Here is a 17,392-nt window from a genome sequence, read left to right as displayed (position 1 = left end):
ATATGTATAGAGTATACTATTATTTAAATTAAAGGGGGAATCACTGTGGATGACCAGCCGAGGCCTGGGCATATTTTTAAATGGGTTAGATCATTAACAAGTTCTAAGGGAGGAAGGCTCAAAAAACAAATTTCTGAAGAGGACATCAAAACACTTATTGATGAAGGAAATGAAAAAGGTGTTATCGATGCAACAGCAAAAGAAATGTTATATAGCGTATTTTCATTTGATGATAAAACAGCTATAGAAATTATGACGCCGAGGGCAACCGTATATAGTATTGATTTGAAAAAGGATAATGTAACCATTTTAAATCAAGTTATGGATAAGCACTTTTCGCGTATTCCGGTATATAAAGAAGAACCTCACAATGTAATAGGTATATTACATGCTAAGGAACTTTATGAAGCAGCCCTAAAATGTGGAATAGAAAAGGTTGATATAGAAAGTTTAGTACGACCTGCATATTATGTTCCTGAAACAAAAAGTATTGATACTTTATTTAAAGAGCTTCAATCAACAAAAAATAATATGGCAATGATTCTAGATGAGTATGGAGATTTTCAAGGGATTATTACAATCGAAGATATTGTAAGTCAGATTGTAGGTGACCTATTAGATGAGCATCAAACTCATGAAGAGATTGCTAAAATAGATGAGCATACCTATTTGGTAGATGGACTCGCTCATATTGAAGATGTCAACAAGAAGTTAGGGTTAGAAATTGAATGTGAACACTTTGATACAATAGGTGGATTTGTTGTGCATTTAATAGGATGGATTCCAAAGCAAAGTATCTCAGTTACTTATAAAAATATTACCTTTGAAGTAGCAAAAGTAAAATCTAACCGTGTAGAACAATTAAAAATCTATTTAGCTAATCAATTAGCCATATAGACCATAAAAAAGAGGCGTATGGGATACGCCTCTTGAAAAATAAACTTGCCTATTTGGCAAGTGTTTTTTTATGCATAGATAATAGATGTGGATACTTTTGCATAATAAATACAAAAAGAGGAACACCTACTATTGAAACAACAACAAATTCACCGAAACCTACTTCTAACATGGTAAGTATTAAAGGAAGCTTAAAGAGATAGTTAAGCATCCAGCCAATGATAAGACCATTGAAAAGTGTTGGCCATATAGAAGCGATACAAAGGCCTATCTTACTTCCTTTACTATACCTAGCTGTTAGGCTAATCGCTGTAACACTTATAAACGTAGCAAGTGTTCCAAAGATAATATCCATAATACCATTTGGTCCCAAGAGGTTAGCGATGAAACAACCCAGTGTAAGGCCACCTATGTAAAATGGGTCAAAGAAAGCAAGCAGAACCATAAGTTCAGAAACTCGAAACTGTAGATTACCGTAACTAATAGGAGCAAGTGCCACTGTTAGTACTGCGTAGAGTGCAGCAACGAGAGCGACTGTCACCAGTCTTTTTGTTGAAAAGTTTTTTTGCATTTTTTATTCTCCTTTACCTAGTTTTATTTTAAGACAGGAGGTTTTCGAACTGTCTTAGCATAAACGCCGTTAATAAGTATACGAGGTTTAAAACAAAAAAGCAATTCATATGACTATTAAATTTTTATTTTAAGGGTAAAATAGAAATAAGGATAACAATATTATTTTGGTGAAAGAGGAGAGTTAGTATGTCATTTTATAGTTCAATCGCATCATGTTATGATTATATTTTTCCCGCTTATGGCACACAAATTACATTTTTACAAAAAACTTTAGGACAAGCACCTAAACAGCTACTAGATATAGCTTGTGGTACAGGAAGCTATGCTTTAGCTTTAGCCAAGTTAGGGTACCTAATGACAGCATTAGATGCAGACGCTGGTATGATCGAGAGTGCAAAAGCAAAAGCAGATATAGAAGAGGCAGAACTTGCATTAATTCATTGTAGTATGGAAAATATTAAAGATTGTATAGAAGGGCATTTTGACGGAGCATACTGCATCGGCAATTCTATTGTGCATTTAGAAACAAAAGAAAAGATTAAAGGCTTTTTAAAAGATCTAAATACCATTCTTAAAGCAGATGGGAAATTTGTCGTACAGATCGTAAACTATGATCGCGTCATGCGTCATAATGTAACAGAACTTCCTCCTATTACAAATGAAGAAATAGGAATGCAATTTTTTAGAAGCTATCGCATGAATGAAGATCAAACACAAGTAGCTTTTGATACCAAATTCCATCTAAAAGATAAGGTAGAAGAGCATACAACCATGCTCATACCCCTTTTAAAAGATGAATTAGAGGCAATGTTAGTTGAAGTAGGATATAAGAATATAGAATGTTATGGTGATTTTGAAGGTGTACCTTTTGACGCTGATGCAAGCTATCATTGTATATTCGTAATGAGTAAATGATAAGAAAGTTTACTATTTGCTAGAGAATATGCTATAATGAGCATTGCGATAATAAACGAAAAAAGGAGAATACAATGATTACAGTAACAGATGTAAGCTTACAGTACGGTGGTACCAAGCTTTTCAAAGATGTAAACTTAAAATTCACTCCAGGTAACTGTTATGGAGTAATCGGTGCTAACGGTGCTGGTAAATCTACATTCTTAAAGATTCTATCAGGTGAGATTGATAGTTCAACAGGTGAAATTAGTATTCCTTCTAATATAAGAATGTCTGTATTAAAACAAGATCATTACCAATATGATGAATGTCCTGTACTTGAGACAGTTATTAGAGGGAACGCAAGACTCTATGAAATCATGCAAGAAAAAGATGCACTTTATGCAAAAGAAGACTTTACAGATGAAGATGGTGTTAAAGCATCTGAATTAGAAGGTGAATTTGCAGAAATGAATGGTTGGGAAGCTGAATCAGAAGCATCACAACTTCTTCAAGGGTTAGGTGTTGGCATTGACCTTCATTACAGCCTTATGAAAGATCTTCAAGGTGGAGATAAAGTTAAAGTATTACTTGCTCAAGCATTATTTGGTGAGCCAGGAATTCTTTTACTCGATGAGCCTACTAACCATTTAGATATCGACTCTGTAAACTGGTTAGAAGACTTCCTTTTAGACTTCCCAGGTACAGTTATTGTAGTATCTCATGACCGTCACTTCTTAAATACAGTATGTACACATACAGTAGATATTGACTATGGTAAAATTAAAATGTACGTAGGTAACTATGACTTCTGGTATGAATCAAGTCAAATGGTTCAAGCCCTTATGAAAGCTCAAAATAAGAAAAACGAAGATAAGATTAAAGAACTTCAAAACTTCATCACTCGTTTCTCTGCTAATAAATCTAAATCTAAACAAGCAACATCACGTAGAAAAATGCTTGATAAGATTTCAATTGATGAGATGCCAGCATCTTCAAGACGTTATCCATTCGTAGCATTTAACCAAGATCGTGAAGTTGGTAACGAAATTCTTTACGTAGAAAACTTATCAAAAACAATTGATGGTGAAAAAGTATTAGAAAATGTTACATTCCGTGTAAATAAAGAAGATAAAATTGCTATTTTAGGGGAAAATGAAATTGCTGTAACAACACTTTTCAAAATCCTTGCTGGGGAAATGGAACCAGATTCAGGAACTGTTAAATGGGGTGTTACAACATCTACATCTTACTTCCCTAAAGACAATAGTGAATACTTCAATGATTGTGATTTAGATCTTATTAACTGGTTACGTCAATACTCTGAAAATGAAAAAACAGAAAGTTACCTTCGTGGTTTCTTAGGTCGTATGCTCTTTGCTGGTGAAGATGCTCTTAAATCAGCAAAAGTATTATCAGGGGGAGAAAAAGTACGTTGTATGCTTTCACGTATGATGTTAGCAGGTTCTAACGTTCTTCTTCTTGATCAACCAACTAACCACTTAGACCTTGAGTCTATTACAGCTCTTAACAATGGTCTAATCAACTTTAAAGGAAACATTCTCTTTACATCACATGACCACCAATTCATTCAAACAATTTCAAATCGTATTATTGAAATTAAAGAAGATGGTGTAATTGATCGTATGATGACATACGATGAATATCTAGAGCAAAAAAATAAATAATTTTTTAGACAGTCTATTTCTCTTTTAATCTAGAAAAATAGACTGTTTTTTTGTACTTTGTCATATGGTAAGATAAAATAAAAGTATTAAAAATGAGTTATGGAGCATGACTATACTATACATAGAAAACGTATTGACATAATGTGTATTTAAAGTATACAATTTATAAGTAATAATAAAAATCAATTAAGGTTAATAATCACTTTTAAATTGCTGTCAATGCTTATAAATTTAAAACTAGAAAAGGGCACGAGGAGAAAGAATATGAAGAGAGAGTACTTAGAAATTTTAAAAGAAGAGCTAGTTGTAGCTATTGGATGTACAGAACCTATTGCTGTGGTATATGCTGCTGCAAAAGCAAGTGAAGTATTAGGAGCATATCCTGAAAAAGTTATTATTAAATGTAGTGGTAATTTTATAAAGAATGCTAAAAGTGTAGAGATTCCTAATGGTGATGGTCTAAAAGGTATTCTTGCATGTGTAGCTTTAGGACTTGTTGTTAAGGGAAGCGACAAAGAGCTTGAGATACTTCAAGAAGTAACAAAGGAACAATTAGAAGAGGCAAAAGCACTTCTAGAAAAAAATATTATTACATTAGAGAAATTAGAGACATCTGAAAAACTTCATATTATAGTTGAGTGCATAAAAGGTAAAGAACACATTATAGTAGAGCTTAAACGTACACATAATAATATTAGTAAGATTACTAAAAACAATGAAGTCATCTATGAAGAAAATTTACAAGATGATACACTAAAAGGCTATAGTGTTGACCGTTCAATGATGAGTGTTGAAGGAATTTGCAAATTTGTTAAAGAGATTGATGTAAATGAACTTAAATGTTTGTTTGAACAGGTACTTGCCCATAATACAGAAATTGCAAAGACAGGATTAGAAAAACAGTATGGAAATGAAGTAGCAAGAACAATTGCTAAGTACTATGGAGAAGAAAATATTTATCTAAAATTAAAAGCAATGGGATCAGCTGGATCAGATGCAAGAATGGGAGGTTGCCCATATCCTGTAGTAACTGTTGTAGGAAGTGGAAATCAAGGGATGACTTGTTCATTGCCTATCATTGAGTATGCAAAATATAAAAATGCATCAGAGGAAGAACGTTATCGTGCCCTTGCTATGGGACTGCTTATGAGTATTCATCAAAAGACTGGTATTGGTAGACTTTCAGCATATTGCGGTGCAGTAAGTGCTGCATGTGGTGCTGCATGCGGTATGAGTTATTTAGAAAGAGGCGCAGATGTAAAGGTTATTAGTGATACAGTGACAAATGCTTTATCTATTGCATCAGGTATGGTATGTGATGGAGCAAAACCTTCATGTGCAGCTAAGATTGCAACAAGCTTAGATGCTGCGATTTTAGGTCATTTAATGGCATTAGAGGGGAATGTATTTGAGGTAGGGACAGGTCTTGTCAAAGATGATGTTGAAAAAACAATTGCTGCAGTAGGTACCCTTGCTCGTGAAGGTATGCAAAAAACAGATGAAGTTATACTAGATATTATGCTAGAGAGCTGATTCTGAGTAAAATATTAATAATATACTTAGAATTAACTTAAAATATAAAGACATTAAAGGAGAGACAACATGAATAGTGTATTTTTTAAAGAATTTTTGATGCTAAGTGATTTCAAAACACTTCTTTGTATTGGTTTGCTTGTGGTACTATTTGTAGTAATGAATAGGCTACAAAAGAAAAAAGTAAATTTCTCAAAGAGGATGATCGTTGGTACGGTCCTTGGATTAGTTCTAGGTCTTGTTATCCAAGCTATTTCAGGATTTTCAGATAATCCTATGGACATTACCTTTGTAGCTGAAACAACGAAGTGGTATAGCCTAATTGGTAATGGTTTTATTGATTTAATTCGTATGTTAGTTATTCCATTAGTAATGGTATCTATCGTTCATGTTATTATTAATATGAAAGAAGGTGCCAATATTGGTCAATTGACTAAGAACTCTATTATTGTAACAATGACAATGGTTGTTATTGCAGTAATAGTAGGACTTGGGGTAGGTATGTTATTCAATGTAGGTAGTGGTATGGCTATTGCCGGAGGAAGTGCTGAGATTAAAGAGGTCAATAATGTAGTAGATACATTAAGAGGCTTACTTCCAGCAAACCCTGTAAAGGCGATGGTAGATGTTAATATTATTGCACTTGTAATTTTCTCAGTATTCTTTGGAATGGGTGCAAAAAGAATGTCTAAGAAGTACTATGATACGGTTAAACCATTCTTTGATTTAACCAATGCACTTCATAAAATTATTATGAGTGTTGCAATGACAATTATTAAATATATGCCTTATGCAGTTATTGCATTACTTGCTAATACTATTGCACAAAGAGGTCTTACAAGTATTTTAGAAGTAGGTATTTTCATTGTTGCTTTATATGTGGCGGTAGCAATTATGTTTGTAATTCAGCTTATTGCTCTTGCAATTTTTGGTGTCAATCCAATTATTTATATTAAAAAAGCACTCCCTGTTATGATTTTAGCATTTACTTCTAGATCAAGTGTAGGTTGTTTACCACTTACAATAGAAACATTAACAGAGAAGTTAGGTGTTAATGATGGAACAGCAAGTTTTGTAGCTGGATTTGGTACTACAGCAGGTATGCAAGGATGTGCAGGGGTATTCCCAGCATTACTACTTATTTTCGTAGCAAATGTAAATGGTATGCCAATTGATGTAACATTTATTGCAATGTCTATTATAGTAGTGGCATTAGGATCTCTTGGAATTGCAGGTATTCCGGGGACAGCTACAATGGCTGCTTCAGTTGCACTTTCAGGTGTAGGACTTGCATCATCATTCCCAGTAGTAAGCCCTGTTCTTGCTATTGACCCAATTGTAGATATGGGTAGAACATTATTAAATGTAACAGGTTCTATGGTGAATGCGATTGTTGTAGATCGTACACTTGGACAAATGAATATGGAACATTTTAAAGATATGAAAGCAGGCGTGACAAAGTCAGGCATGATGGAAGAGTAATAATAGATTATATTGGCTAGAAATGAGGTGCTAGAAATGAAAGTAATCATTATTGGTGGTGTAGCTGCAGGTATGAGTACAGCTACTAAATTAAAAAGAAACTTAGGCGACCAAGTGGATTTAGTGGTCTATGAAAAAGGAGAGGAAGTATCTTTTGGTGCTTGTGGTATTCCTTTTTACATTTCAGATAAAATTAAAAAAGGTGAAGATCTTATTGCTAGAACAGCAGAACAATTTGTTGCAAGTGGTATTCCAGTTAAGATTAATCACGAAGTCTTATCAGTAGATGAAAAAGCAAAAGTTGTTACTGTAAAGGATTTAACAACAGGTGAAACTTTTACAGACTCTTATGATAAGTTAGTAATCGGTAGTGGAGCAGGTGTTAATCGCTTTGTACCATTTGATAAGCCATATTCTAATCTTTATGAGATTCGTAATGTGGCAGATGGCACCCATGTTAAAGAGCAACTTCAAAAAGAAGATGTTAAAGATATAGTAGTAGTTGGAGCAGGATTTATTGGACTTGAACTTGTTGAAGCATGTAGAAAGTACAATAAGAACGTGGTGCTAGTAGAACTTGCTGATCGTGTTTTAAGTACAATGGATGAAGAAATTACAGTAGCCCTAACAGAAGAATTAGAACGTAATCAAGTTCAAGTACTTACAGGGTATAAAGCAGAATCTTTAAGTGCAAAAGATGACGTGATTGAAAGCGTAGTAGTAACAAATGGTACAGATCACTTAACATTAACTGCGGATATGATTATTAATTGTGCTGGTATTAGACCACATACTGCGTTTATAGAATGTGTAGAAAAGGCAGCAAATGGTGCAATTGTTGTAAATGAGGATATGGAGACAAGTGTAGCAGATATCTATGCTGCAGGAGACTGTAGTATCATGAAATCAGCTATTACAGGAGCCTTTCTTTATGCACCACTGGGAACTAATGCAAATAAACAGGGGCGTATTATAGCAGATTTATTAGGTGGAAAAGAGAGAAAGCCATTTAAACTTATTGGCAGTTCAGCTATCAAATTATTTGATATAGATGCAGCAAAAGTAGGTATTTCAGAAGTAGAAGCAAAAAGACTTGGCCTTAATTATAAAACAAACTTTATTACTGGTAATAGCTATGCTTCTTACTATGGTACAGAAAAAGTAAGCATTAAGTTAGTATACGATGCAGAGACTAGAAAAATATTAGGTGCTCAAACAGTTGGAAGTGGTGTAGTTGTACCACGTGCAAACTATTATGCGATTGCGATCTACTCAGGTCTTACTGTAGATGAATTTGGATTTATGGATTTATGCTATTCACCACCATTTAGTGGTGTGTGGGATGTGGCACTTATTGCTTCAAATACCGCAAAATAAATTTGTCGATTTTTAAAATATATAGATAATTAAAGAACCTTCTCTTATAATAGGTATAAGAGAAGGTTCTTTTCATACTACAAGGAGGAAGAAAGATGGATGTAATCATTAGGCCTTATGAAGTAAAAGATGCAGTAACGTTAACAAGTTTGATGATAGGAGAGTTTGGGTATAAAGAATCAAATGCACAACAACTTATTATGAGGCTCCGACGTTTTCAAGTTCATCCAGACTATCATACATTGGTAGCTCTAGATCAAAGAGAAGTTATAGGATTTATAGGTATCCATAAAGGAATGTCATATGAGTTTGATGAAGAATATATAAAAATCAATGCACTTGCAGTAAAATCAAGTTATCAAAATAGTGAAGTGGGTAATAAGTTGCTAGAAGATGTAGAAGCTTATGCGAGGAAGAGAAACATACATAGAATTGTTGTAGAAGATGAGGGATTAAAAGATACTTGCCAGTTTTATAAGGATAGAGGATATGAGGTAAAAGGTTGTTCTTTTATTAAAAGAATATAAGTAAAACGCTCCTATAGATTAGGAGCGTTTTGTAAATTAAGTCGATATTCTAAAGGCGAGATAGATGTAAAACGTTTAAAAACAGTAGAGAAGTATTGACTAGAAGAGAAGCTGAGCATATAGCTAATATCTGTGATACTTAATACATCATCTTCTAGAAGTTCTTTAGCCCGCTTTATTTTTTCGCGTAAAATATATTCTCGTGGAGGCATGCCAATATCTTGCCTAAATTTAGTTTTGAAACGCCCTTCAGAGAGATTAGCAATTTGAGCAAGATGCTCTAATGTAATGTTTTCATCTAAATGTTGCTCAATATAAGAAAGGACCTCAGGCATAGAGGTATCCTCATAGGAAATATGAGCTTGATTGGTTTCGGCAATAGTCAAGAGAATATGGTTCAAAAGGGCATGAATACGTGTTTTAATATAAGGAGATGAACTTGTACTATAAGATAGCAGCTCTTCAAATAAGCTAGCAAGTGTAGTACTTACTTTAAAAACACGATTTTCTATTTGTAGTAAGCTATCAAGTAAGTGTTTGCTTTCTAATGGGTCAAAGAGTAACTTACTTATTAGATCTTTATCAATAATAAGATAATAAAAGAGTGATTTATCTTTTGGGTGTTGTCCTGAACTATGCAGTTCATTTGGAAAAGTAATAAACATTTCATCACTTTTAATGGTATAACTTGTTTGGTCAATAGTATAAACTTGTTCTCCACGAACGAAATAAGTAATTTCAATCCCATTAGGGTGGGTATGTTCTTCGAGTGGTGTATTGGCCATATTGTGGCATACTTTACCTAATTGAAAGTTAAAGAAAGGATCTATAGTTGTATAATCAATAACAGTACGTTTAGATGAAGTACTAGTAGTCATAAGTGCAGCTCCTCGAATTGAAGTAATTTATTTATGATATTGTAACACAGTATAAAATAGAAAGAAACAAAGTTAAGAGTTTGTTATAGTAATCCTATGTAAATTCAATAGGAGGAGAGAAGTAACGTGAAGAATAAACAACCAAATATCCTTTTTATTATGACAGATGACCATGCAGCTCATGCTATGAGTTGTTATGGAAGTAAAGTAAATACAACGCCACAAATGGATAGATTAGCTGATATGGGGGCACGATTTGATAATTGTTTTTGTACAAATTCTATTTGCGCCCCAAGTCGTGCAGTAATCTTATCCGGTAAACATAGCCACTTAAATGGTGTAAAAACATTGGAAGATGGATTTGATGGGCGTCAACAAAATTTACCTAAAATCTTAAAAGCTCATGGCTATCAAACAAGTATTATTGGAAAATGGCATTTAGGCCATGGGGGCAACTATGATCCAACAGGTTTTGATTACTGGAATATTTTCCATGGGCAAGGGGATTATATCAATCCAAAATTATATGATATGGGAGAGCTTAAACAACACATTGGCTATGCAACAGATATTGTAACAGACCTTACAATAGACTGGATTAAAAATAGAGATGAAGAGAAACCATTCTTTATGATGTGTCACCATAAGGCACCTCATCGTCACTGGGTACCAGATGAAAAACATAAAGATATGTACGAAGATGTAGAGATTCCAGTTCCAGATACTTTTAATGATACATATGAAGGACGTAGTGACGCTGTTAAGTTTAATCTAATGAAGATAGAAGAACTTACTGAATTTGATCTTAAACAACCATTTCCAGAAGGATTAACAGATGCCGAACTTAAACATTGGAAGTATCAACGTTATATGAAAGATTACTTAAAATGTATTGCATCTGTAGATGATAATATTGGTCGTTTACTTGATTTCCTTGAAGCAGAGGGTTTAATTGAAGATACTATAGTTGTTTATACATCTGACCAAGGATTCTTCTTAGGTGACCATGGATGGTTCGACAAACGTTATATGTTAGAAGAATCATTACGTATGCCGTTTTTAATGAGCTATCCAAGAGCAATTAAGCCAGGAACGGTTATTAATGAACTCGTTTCTAATCTAGACTTTGCAGAGACTTTCTTAGACTATGCAGGTATTGAAATACCAGAAGATATGCAAGGGCGTAGTTTTAGAACGATTGCAGAAGGGGAAGTGCCAGAAGATTGGGGTAATACACTCTACTATCGTTATTGGGTATATGAAGGTGAACATGGCGTATCACCACATTATGGTATTCGTACGCTAGATTATAAGCTTATTTGCTATTTAAAAGAAGCAAGAGATTTTAACGGTGTATGCTTAAAGGAAGTAGAAGATAAAGAGTGGCCACAGTGGGAGCTCTTTGATTTAAGAACAGATAGTGAAGAGTTACGCAATGTTTATGATGACCCAGCTTATCAAACAGTTGTAGAAGAACTGAAAGAAAAACTTTATGCATTAAAAGCACAATACCAAGATTATGAAGATTAATGTGCTATAAGTAAGATAAGAATTAAAATATAAAGAGGAGGTATCCAAGGATACCTCCTCTTTATATTTTTAGACATTACTAAATATCTTATCATTACAATGGGGATAAAGAGAAAGAAAGAGAGGATAATAATGTATGGGTTGATCAAAGAGAAAAGAATGATACCATTTCGTATAAAGATAAGGAAAAATTTACAACAATAATTCGTGTAATTAATTATATAATATCATTGACAAGAAATATAAAAAAGCATACAATAGGAGTGTAAAAGAGGTGATGAGATGAAAAAGAGCGTTTACAGTATTGTTCTTATGGATGATGTAGTAGAGGCAGTAGATGCCTTAGCTTATCGACTAAATACAAGTCGTTCAAATTTAATCAATCAAATACTTGCAGAAAAAGTTGCACTCATTACCCCAGAGATGCAAATGAAAAACGTGTTTGATCAAGTAGAAAAACTTTTAGATGGATATAGTCATTTTCAGATTCAGCCACAAGCGGCTGACTGCATGATGAGTATTAGAAGTGTATTAAGATATAAATATAATCCAACCATTCGTTATGCCATAACTTTAGATAGAAGTAATAATAAAAGAATCGGTGAACTCAAGATTATTTCTAGAACACAAAGTGATGTGCTTCAAAGATATCTTTCTCATTTCTTCGAACTTTGGAGTATGTATGAAAGTCAAGTACAACTCCCAGGATGGAAGATTGACCAAGGGGGGAAATGGACAAGAGAGCTTATACGTCAAGATGAAGGAAGGCATGACGGAGAGGCAGTAGCAAATGCTATAGCAGACTATATCAAAGCCATTGATAAAGGTATTAAGATTTATTTTGAATACAATGATAATCTATCCTATTTAAATAATGAATTAAGTAATCATTATGGACAATATATAAATAGCAGTATCATTAGAGTTTAATATTTATAAAATAACAATCTAGACATTAAGCATATTGAGGAGGTAACAGTATGAATATGCAAAAATTTACTCAAAAATCTTTAGAAGCTTTAAATGATGCACAAAGTGCAGCTATTAGCCATCAAAATAATGCCGTCGATCAAGAACACATTTTATATGCGCTTTTAGATCAAGAAGATGGGCTTATACCAAGTTTATTAACAAAAATGAATATAGAAGTAAGTGCTGTAAAATCAGCTGTTATTTCAGCTATTAACAAAAAGCCTAGCGTCTCTGGACCTGGTCGTGAAGCAGATAAAATCTATGTATCTCAAGACGTAGATAAAATGCTTGTAAAAAGTGAGAAGTTAGCAGATAAGATGCAAGATGAATATATTTCGGTTGAACATATTATGCTTGCACTTATTGAGACTGCTAACTATGAAGTAGGAAACCTTTTACGTGCTTATAATATTAATAAGAAAAACTTCGGTGAAGTGCTTAAACAAGTACGTGGTGCAAGTCGTGTAACCAGCGATATGCCAGAAGGCACTTATGATGTACTTAGCAAATATGGTTATGATTTAGTACAACGTGCACGAGATGGAAAGCTAGATCCTGTTATTGGACGTGACAGTGAAATTCGTAATGTCATTCGTATCCTTTCTCGTAAAACAAAAAACAATCCAGTCCTTATTGGAGAACCAGGAGTTGGTAAAACAGCTATTGCAGAAGGCTTAGCACAGCGTATTCTAAATGGTGACGTACCAGAAAGCCTTAAAGATAAAACAATCTTTTCTCTTGATATGGGTGCACTTATTGCAGGTGCTAAATTTAGGGGAGAGTTTGAAGAAAGGCTTAAAGCAGTATTAGAGGAGATTAAGAAAAGTGAAGGACGTATTATTCTTTTCATTGATGAAATTCATAATATTGTTGGTGCAGGGAAAACAGAAGGATCTATGGATGCAGGCAACTTATTAAAACCAATGCTTGCACGTGGTGAGCTTCACTGTATTGGTGCAACAACACTTAATGAACATCGTCAATATATTGAGAAGGATGCAGCGCTTGAACGTCGTTTCCAACCTGTTACGGTGAGTGAACCTACAGTAGAAGATACCATTGCTATTTTACGTGGACTTAAAGAACGTTATGAGATTTATCATGGTGTGCAAATTCAAGATAATGCTCTTATTGCAGCAGCAACTCTTTCAGATCGTTATATCTCAGATCGTTTCTTGCCAGATAAGGCTATTGACTTGGTCGATGAAGCTTGTGCGATGCTCCGTACAGAAATAGATTCTATGCCTACAGAACTCGATGAAATCGCACGTAAAGTGATGCAACTTGAAATTGCAGAAGCAGCACTTAAAAAGGAAGATGACGCTGTTTCAAAAGAAAGCTTAAAAGAAACAAGAAAAGAATTAGCAGAGCTTAAAGATAAATTTAATGCAATGCGTGTTAAATGGGAAAATGAAAAAGAACTCATTACTTCTGTAAGAAATACAAAAGAAGAGATAGAGCAAGCAACAGCTATGATGCAAAAGTATGAAAGAGAATATGACTTAAATAAAGTAGCTGAATACAAATATGGTATTATCCCTGGACTAGAAACAAAACTAAAAGAAGCAGAAGCAAAAGTACATGCACTCGGTGAAGCAGGACTTCTTCGTGATAAAGTCAATGAAGAAGAGATTGCTAAGATTATTTCAAGATGGACTAGAATTCCTGTAACAAAGCTTATGGAAGGTGAGCGCCACAAATTACTTCGCTTAGAAGAAATTATTCATAAACGTGTGATTGGGCAAGAAGAAGCAGTATCTAAAGTAAGTGATGCGATTATTCGTGCAAGAGCGGGGATTAAAGATCCACGTAGACCAATAGGTTCATTCCTATTCTTAGGACCAACAGGTGTTGGTAAAACGGAACTTGCAAAGGCATTAGCAGAATCTTTATTTGATGATGAGAGTGCAATGATCCGTATTGATATGAGTGAGTATATGGAAAAACATGCAGTGGCAAGACTTATTGGAGCACCTCCAGGATATGTTGGTTATGAAGAAGGTGGTCAGCTTACAGAGGCTGTAAGACGTAAACCTTATGCTGTTATCCTATTTGATGAAGTGGAAAAAGCGCATCCAGATGTATTCAATGTACTTTTACAAGTGTTAGATGATGGACGTATTACAGATTCAAAAGGACGTACAGTAGACTTTAAAAATACAATTATCATCTTAACTTCTAATATTGGTTCTGATCTTATATTAGAAGGAATTACTGAAACAGGTGAGATTACACAAGAAGTAGAAGAAGGCGTTAATAACCGTTTGAAGATGCATTTTAGACCAGAATTCTTAAATCGTCTTGATGATATAGTTATTTATAAACCACTTATGAAAGAACAAATTATAGAGATTGTAGACTTACTTGTAAAAGACTTAAATAAACGTCTTTCAGATAGACAACTAAGTGTTCGCCTAACTCATGAAGCAGCAGCATATATTGCAGATCAAGGATTTGATCCAGTGTTTGGAGCAAGACCACTTAAACGTTTCTTACAACGTAAAGTGGAAACGTTGATTGGACGTATGCTTATTGCTAATGACGTAGAACCATTCTCTACATTTTTAGTAGATTATAAGGATGGAGAACTTCAAATACAAATAGAAGCCTAATGTAAATAGAGAACTTTACACAAAGCCCCCATACTATAACAATGATATATGTTATAGTATGGGGGCTTTTTATATAGGAAAATTAAATGTCTAATAGAAATTTAACTGTTTTATAAGTGAAGAAAATAAAGTATAAAACAAACAAGTAAAACAATGTTACAAAAAACTCTTTACAGTGAAACAATGTTGTGTTATTCTTAGTTTATAAAGTAATAAGTTAATATAATTCTAAATGAGTTTTAATATTTTAAATAAAATTACAACTTAGGGAGTGAATGAAAATGGGTAATAGAGATTTACAAATTAGTGGTGCTGGAAGTTATCCAGGAGGACAATTTGATGCTGTATCAATCAGTGGTGCAGGAAAAATAAATGGTGATTTAAAATGTATTCGTTTTTCAGGGTCTGGTTCAGCCAAGGTACACGGCAATGTAATATGTGATAAGTTTGGATGTTCAGGTGCGGGGAAAGTAACAGGAGATGTAGAAGCAAAAGAAGTAAAGGTAAGTGGTTCATGTAAAATCGGAGGAGATATGAGAGGTGGCTTACTTGTAAGTTCTGGTGCAACAACTATTGAAGGTGATATTAAATGTGAGAAGGTTACAGCATCAGGGGTATTAACTACAGGTAAAAATATAGAAGCTGAAGAAGTGAACATTGAAGGGGCCATTAAGAATTATGGAACAATTAATGCAGAAAAAATCCGTATTGAATGCCGTACAGGAAATGGAAGCTGTACCTTTAATGAAATGGGAGCAAGTAAAATATCTATTAATGGTTATAATGAAAGTTCTAGGCCTTATTTCTTTAAGTTATTTGGGATGTTTACTGGTGGAACAAGTGTAATTACTGGAAATGTAGTTGAAGGCGATGACATCTACATGGAGAATGCTGACGTAAAGATGGTACGAGGTGATCGTGTAGTGATTGGGCCTGGTTGTAGAGTGCAGCAAGTGGAATATAGAGAAACTATTGAAATCAGCGATAAAGCAGAAGTAATAGATGTGGTTAAAAATTAAGGAGGAAATAATATGGCTTCAGGTGATGTACGTATTATGGGTGATGGAAAGTGCATAGAAGGACAATATAATAAGATTCGCATATTAGGAAGTGGAGAATTAGAGGGGAATATTACATGCCAGAAATTTAGTAGTGCAGGCGCTGCATCAGCACAAGGGAATATTTACTTTCAAGAGATGAAAACAGCAGGTGCTTTTGAGATTACAGGTAATTTGGAAGGGAAAACGATGAAGCTTATGGGAGCTGCTGAAATAAGAGGAAGTATTAAGGCAGACCACTGCAAAGTATATGGTATGTTACATTTAGAAGAAGATCTTGAGGCAGAATACTTCTTATTACGAGGTGGATTAGAAGGTGCTGGACGTATTAATAGTGAGAAAGTAACGATTCAATTATTAGGACCATGTCAGGTAGAAGAAATAGGTGCAAGCACAATTGAAATTGGAAAAAAAGTAGTAGCGAGCGATGAAGTAGGATTCAAAAAATGGTTTAATTTTGCTGTTAAGATGGACTTTGATGGTAAAAAAGGTAAGTTAATTGCCCAAGTTATTGAAGGTGACCGAATTCGTATTGATACAGCAGAAGTAGGTGTTATAAGAGGTGAACATGTAGAAATCGGTCCAGATTGCATCATTGATAAAGTAGAGTATACTACTTTTATTTCAGTTGACCCATGTTCAAAAGTAGGAGAAATTGTACAAATTACAGCGTGAGAAAAGGGTGATCAAAAATGGAAGACGAACTTATTTCAAAAAAGGATTTATTAATTGAAACAGGTATTTCCTATGGGCAGCTTTATAGATGGAAAAGAAAAAATATTATCCCAGAAGAATGGTTTATTAAAAAATCCGTTTCTACAGGTCAAGAAACATTCTTTCCTAGAAAGAAAATCTTAGATCGTATAGAAATGATAGTGAATATGAAGGATGAAGCTTCTTTAGATGATTTAGCTAAAATGTTTAGTGCAGATATAGAAGAAAGTAATATAGACTTAGAACGTTTGATTAAGAAGCATGTTTTAACAGAACAGGCTATACAAATGTACAAAGATATTATGATGGCAAAAGAAATTGTTGAAATGGATCAAGTTGTAAGTATTAAAATCTTAAAAGATAAGTTGGCTGGTGGTGAGTTAACCTTGCCAGAATGTCAGACATTGATGCGATTTATTAAAGAACATTATGATCAGTTAACAGGTGAAAGCGCTAGAATATATGTATTCCGTGCCATGGGAGTACCTTTTATAATGGGTGCTAAATCAGAAAAAGATGTAGTATTAAGTGATGAATATAAGATTATTACTATGATTAGTTTATATGAAGAAGCAAGTACGATTAAATTTGAGCTTATGTAAAAGTGGAAATAGCTTTGTAAACTTAAAATGAAAGCGTATACTAAAAATAAAATGA

Annotated in this window: 15 protein-coding genes; 13 read left to right on the top strand and 2 right to left on the bottom strand. The window is 33.9% G+C overall.

Annotated features, from left to right (window positions below):
- Positions 1-45: 45 nt before the first annotated feature.
- The gene (locus BN2390_RS10450; RefSeq protein ID WP_053984301.1) at positions 46-897 is read left to right on the top strand and encodes a hemolysin family protein; all 852 of its coding nucleotides are present in this window, start codon (positions 46-48) and stop codon (positions 895-897) included.
- Between the two features lie 49 nt (positions 898-946).
- Here BN2390_RS10450 and BN2390_RS10445 read toward each other — a convergent pair whose 3' ends face one another.
- Positions 947-1,468, bottom strand: a complete 522-nt coding sequence (locus BN2390_RS10445; protein WP_053984300.1) for a QueT transporter family protein — start codon at positions 1,466-1,468, stop codon at positions 947-949.
- A gap of 188 nt (positions 1,469-1,656) precedes the next feature.
- Between BN2390_RS10445 and BN2390_RS10440 the strand changes: the two genes are divergently transcribed.
- From BN2390_RS10440 to BN2390_RS10415, 6 genes are all read left to right on the top strand, one after another.
- Positions 1,657-2,385 carry a class I SAM-dependent methyltransferase gene (locus BN2390_RS10440; RefSeq protein ID WP_053984299.1) on the top strand — a complete coding sequence of 243 codons (729 nt, stop codon included), beginning with the start codon at positions 1,657-1,659 and terminating at the stop codon, positions 2,383-2,385.
- A gap of 74 nt (positions 2,386-2,459) precedes the next feature.
- The gene (locus BN2390_RS10435; RefSeq protein WP_053984298.1) at positions 2,460-4,052 is read left to right on the top strand and encodes an ABC-F family ATP-binding cassette domain-containing protein; all 1,593 of its coding nucleotides are present in this window, start codon (positions 2,460-2,462) and stop codon (positions 4,050-4,052) included.
- Positions 4,053-4,316: 264 nt separating this feature from the next.
- Positions 4,317-5,585 (top strand): L-cysteine desulfidase family protein, encoded by a 1,269-nt coding sequence (locus BN2390_RS10430; protein ID WP_053984297.1) that lies wholly within the window; start codon positions 4,317-4,319, stop codon positions 5,583-5,585.
- Positions 5,586-5,654: 69 nt separating this feature from the next.
- Positions 5,655-7,067, top strand: a complete 1,413-nt coding sequence (locus BN2390_RS10425) for a cation:dicarboxylate symporter family transporter (protein ID WP_053984296.1) — start codon at positions 5,655-5,657, stop codon at positions 7,065-7,067.
- 36 nt (positions 7,068-7,103) lie between these two features.
- A complete protein-coding gene (locus BN2390_RS10420) occupies positions 7,104-8,444 on the top strand; it encodes a CoA-disulfide reductase (RefSeq protein WP_053984295.1) in 1,341 nt (446 codons plus the stop codon).
- Positions 8,445-8,539: 95 nt separating this feature from the next.
- Entirely contained in the window at positions 8,540-8,971 is a 432-nt protein-coding gene (locus tag BN2390_RS10415) for a GNAT family N-acetyltransferase (RefSeq protein ID WP_053984294.1), read from the top strand.
- An 11-nt stretch (positions 8,972-8,982) separates the two neighbouring features.
- On the opposite strand, the gene BN2390_RS10410 is transcribed toward BN2390_RS10415, so the two are convergent.
- The gene (locus BN2390_RS10410) at positions 8,983-9,849 is read right to left on the bottom strand and encodes an AraC family transcriptional regulator (protein ID WP_053984293.1); all 867 of its coding nucleotides are present in this window, start codon (positions 9,847-9,849) and stop codon (positions 8,983-8,985) included.
- Positions 9,850-9,975: 126 nt separating this feature from the next.
- Between BN2390_RS10410 and BN2390_RS10405 the strand changes: the two genes are divergently transcribed.
- The 6 genes from BN2390_RS10405 (at position 9,976) to BN2390_RS10380 (ending at position 17,337) form a co-directional block, all read left to right on the top strand.
- Entirely contained in the window at positions 9,976-11,379 is a 1,404-nt protein-coding gene (locus BN2390_RS10405) for a sulfatase family protein (RefSeq protein WP_082238730.1), read from the top strand.
- 282 nt (positions 11,380-11,661) lie between these two features.
- A complete protein-coding gene (locus BN2390_RS10400) occupies positions 11,662-12,309 on the top strand; it encodes a hypothetical protein (RefSeq protein WP_053984292.1) in 648 nt (215 codons plus the stop codon).
- A gap of 50 nt (positions 12,310-12,359) precedes the next feature.
- Positions 12,360-14,963 (top strand): ATP-dependent chaperone ClpB, encoded by a 2,604-nt coding sequence (clpB, locus tag BN2390_RS10395; RefSeq protein WP_053984291.1) that lies wholly within the window; start codon positions 12,360-12,362, stop codon positions 14,961-14,963.
- A gap of 281 nt (positions 14,964-15,244) precedes the next feature.
- A complete protein-coding gene (locus BN2390_RS10390; RefSeq protein ID WP_053984290.1) occupies positions 15,245-15,982 on the top strand; it encodes a hypothetical protein in 738 nt (245 codons plus the stop codon).
- A 12-nt stretch (positions 15,983-15,994) separates the two neighbouring features.
- Positions 15,995-16,696: a hypothetical protein gene (locus tag BN2390_RS10385; RefSeq protein WP_053984289.1), complete on the top strand. Its 702-nt coding sequence runs from the start codon at positions 15,995-15,997 to the stop codon at positions 16,694-16,696.
- Between the two features lie 17 nt (positions 16,697-16,713).
- Entirely contained in the window at positions 16,714-17,337 is a 624-nt protein-coding gene (locus tag BN2390_RS10380; protein WP_053984288.1) for a DUF4004 family protein, read from the top strand.
- Positions 17,338-17,392 lie beyond the last annotated feature (55 nt).

The organism is Niameybacter massiliensis (assembly GCF_001282685.1).
GTDB classification, from domain to species: Bacteria; Bacillota; Clostridia; order Lachnospirales; family Cellulosilyticaceae; genus Holtiella; species Holtiella tumoricola.
Note: the sequence above shows the minus strand (reverse complement) of the source record. Positions and strands in the feature narration are given on the sequence as shown.

What these genes read in the sequence shown, in the direction of transcription:
- BN2390_RS10445 (WP_053984300.1), bottom strand. Translation starts at nt 1,468, where the DNA reads ATGCAAAAAAACTTTTCAACAAAAAGACTGGTGACAGTCGCTCTCGTT.
- BN2390_RS10440 (WP_053984299.1), top strand. Translation starts at nt 1,657, where the DNA reads ATGTCATTTTATAGTTCAATCGCATCATGTTATGATTATATTTTTCCC.
- BN2390_RS10435 (WP_053984298.1), top strand. Translation starts at nt 2,460, where the DNA reads ATGATTACAGTAACAGATGTAAGCTTACAGTACGGTGGTACCAAGCTT.
- BN2390_RS10430 (WP_053984297.1), top strand. Translation starts at nt 4,317, where the DNA reads ATGAAGAGAGAGTACTTAGAAATTTTAAAAGAAGAGCTAGTTGTAGCT.
- BN2390_RS10425 (WP_053984296.1), top strand. Translation starts at nt 5,655, where the DNA reads ATGAATAGTGTATTTTTTAAAGAATTTTTGATGCTAAGTGATTTCAAA.
- BN2390_RS10420 (WP_053984295.1), top strand. Translation starts at nt 7,104, where the DNA reads ATGAAAGTAATCATTATTGGTGGTGTAGCTGCAGGTATGAGTACAGCT.
- BN2390_RS10415 (WP_053984294.1), top strand. Translation starts at nt 8,540, where the DNA reads ATGGATGTAATCATTAGGCCTTATGAAGTAAAAGATGCAGTAACGTTA.
- BN2390_RS10410 (WP_053984293.1), bottom strand. Translation starts at nt 9,849, where the DNA reads ATGACTACTAGTACTTCATCTAAACGTACTGTTATTGATTATACAACT.
- BN2390_RS10400 (WP_053984292.1), top strand. Translation starts at nt 11,662, where the DNA reads ATGAAAAAGAGCGTTTACAGTATTGTTCTTATGGATGATGTAGTAGAG.
- clpB (WP_053984291.1), top strand. Translation starts at nt 12,360, where the DNA reads ATGAATATGCAAAAATTTACTCAAAAATCTTTAGAAGCTTTAAATGAT.
- BN2390_RS10390 (WP_053984290.1), top strand. Translation starts at nt 15,245, where the DNA reads ATGGGTAATAGAGATTTACAAATTAGTGGTGCTGGAAGTTATCCAGGA.
- BN2390_RS10385 (WP_053984289.1), top strand. Translation starts at nt 15,995, where the DNA reads ATGGCTTCAGGTGATGTACGTATTATGGGTGATGGAAAGTGCATAGAA.
- BN2390_RS10380 (WP_053984288.1), top strand. Translation starts at nt 16,714, where the DNA reads ATGGAAGACGAACTTATTTCAAAAAAGGATTTATTAATTGAAACAGGT.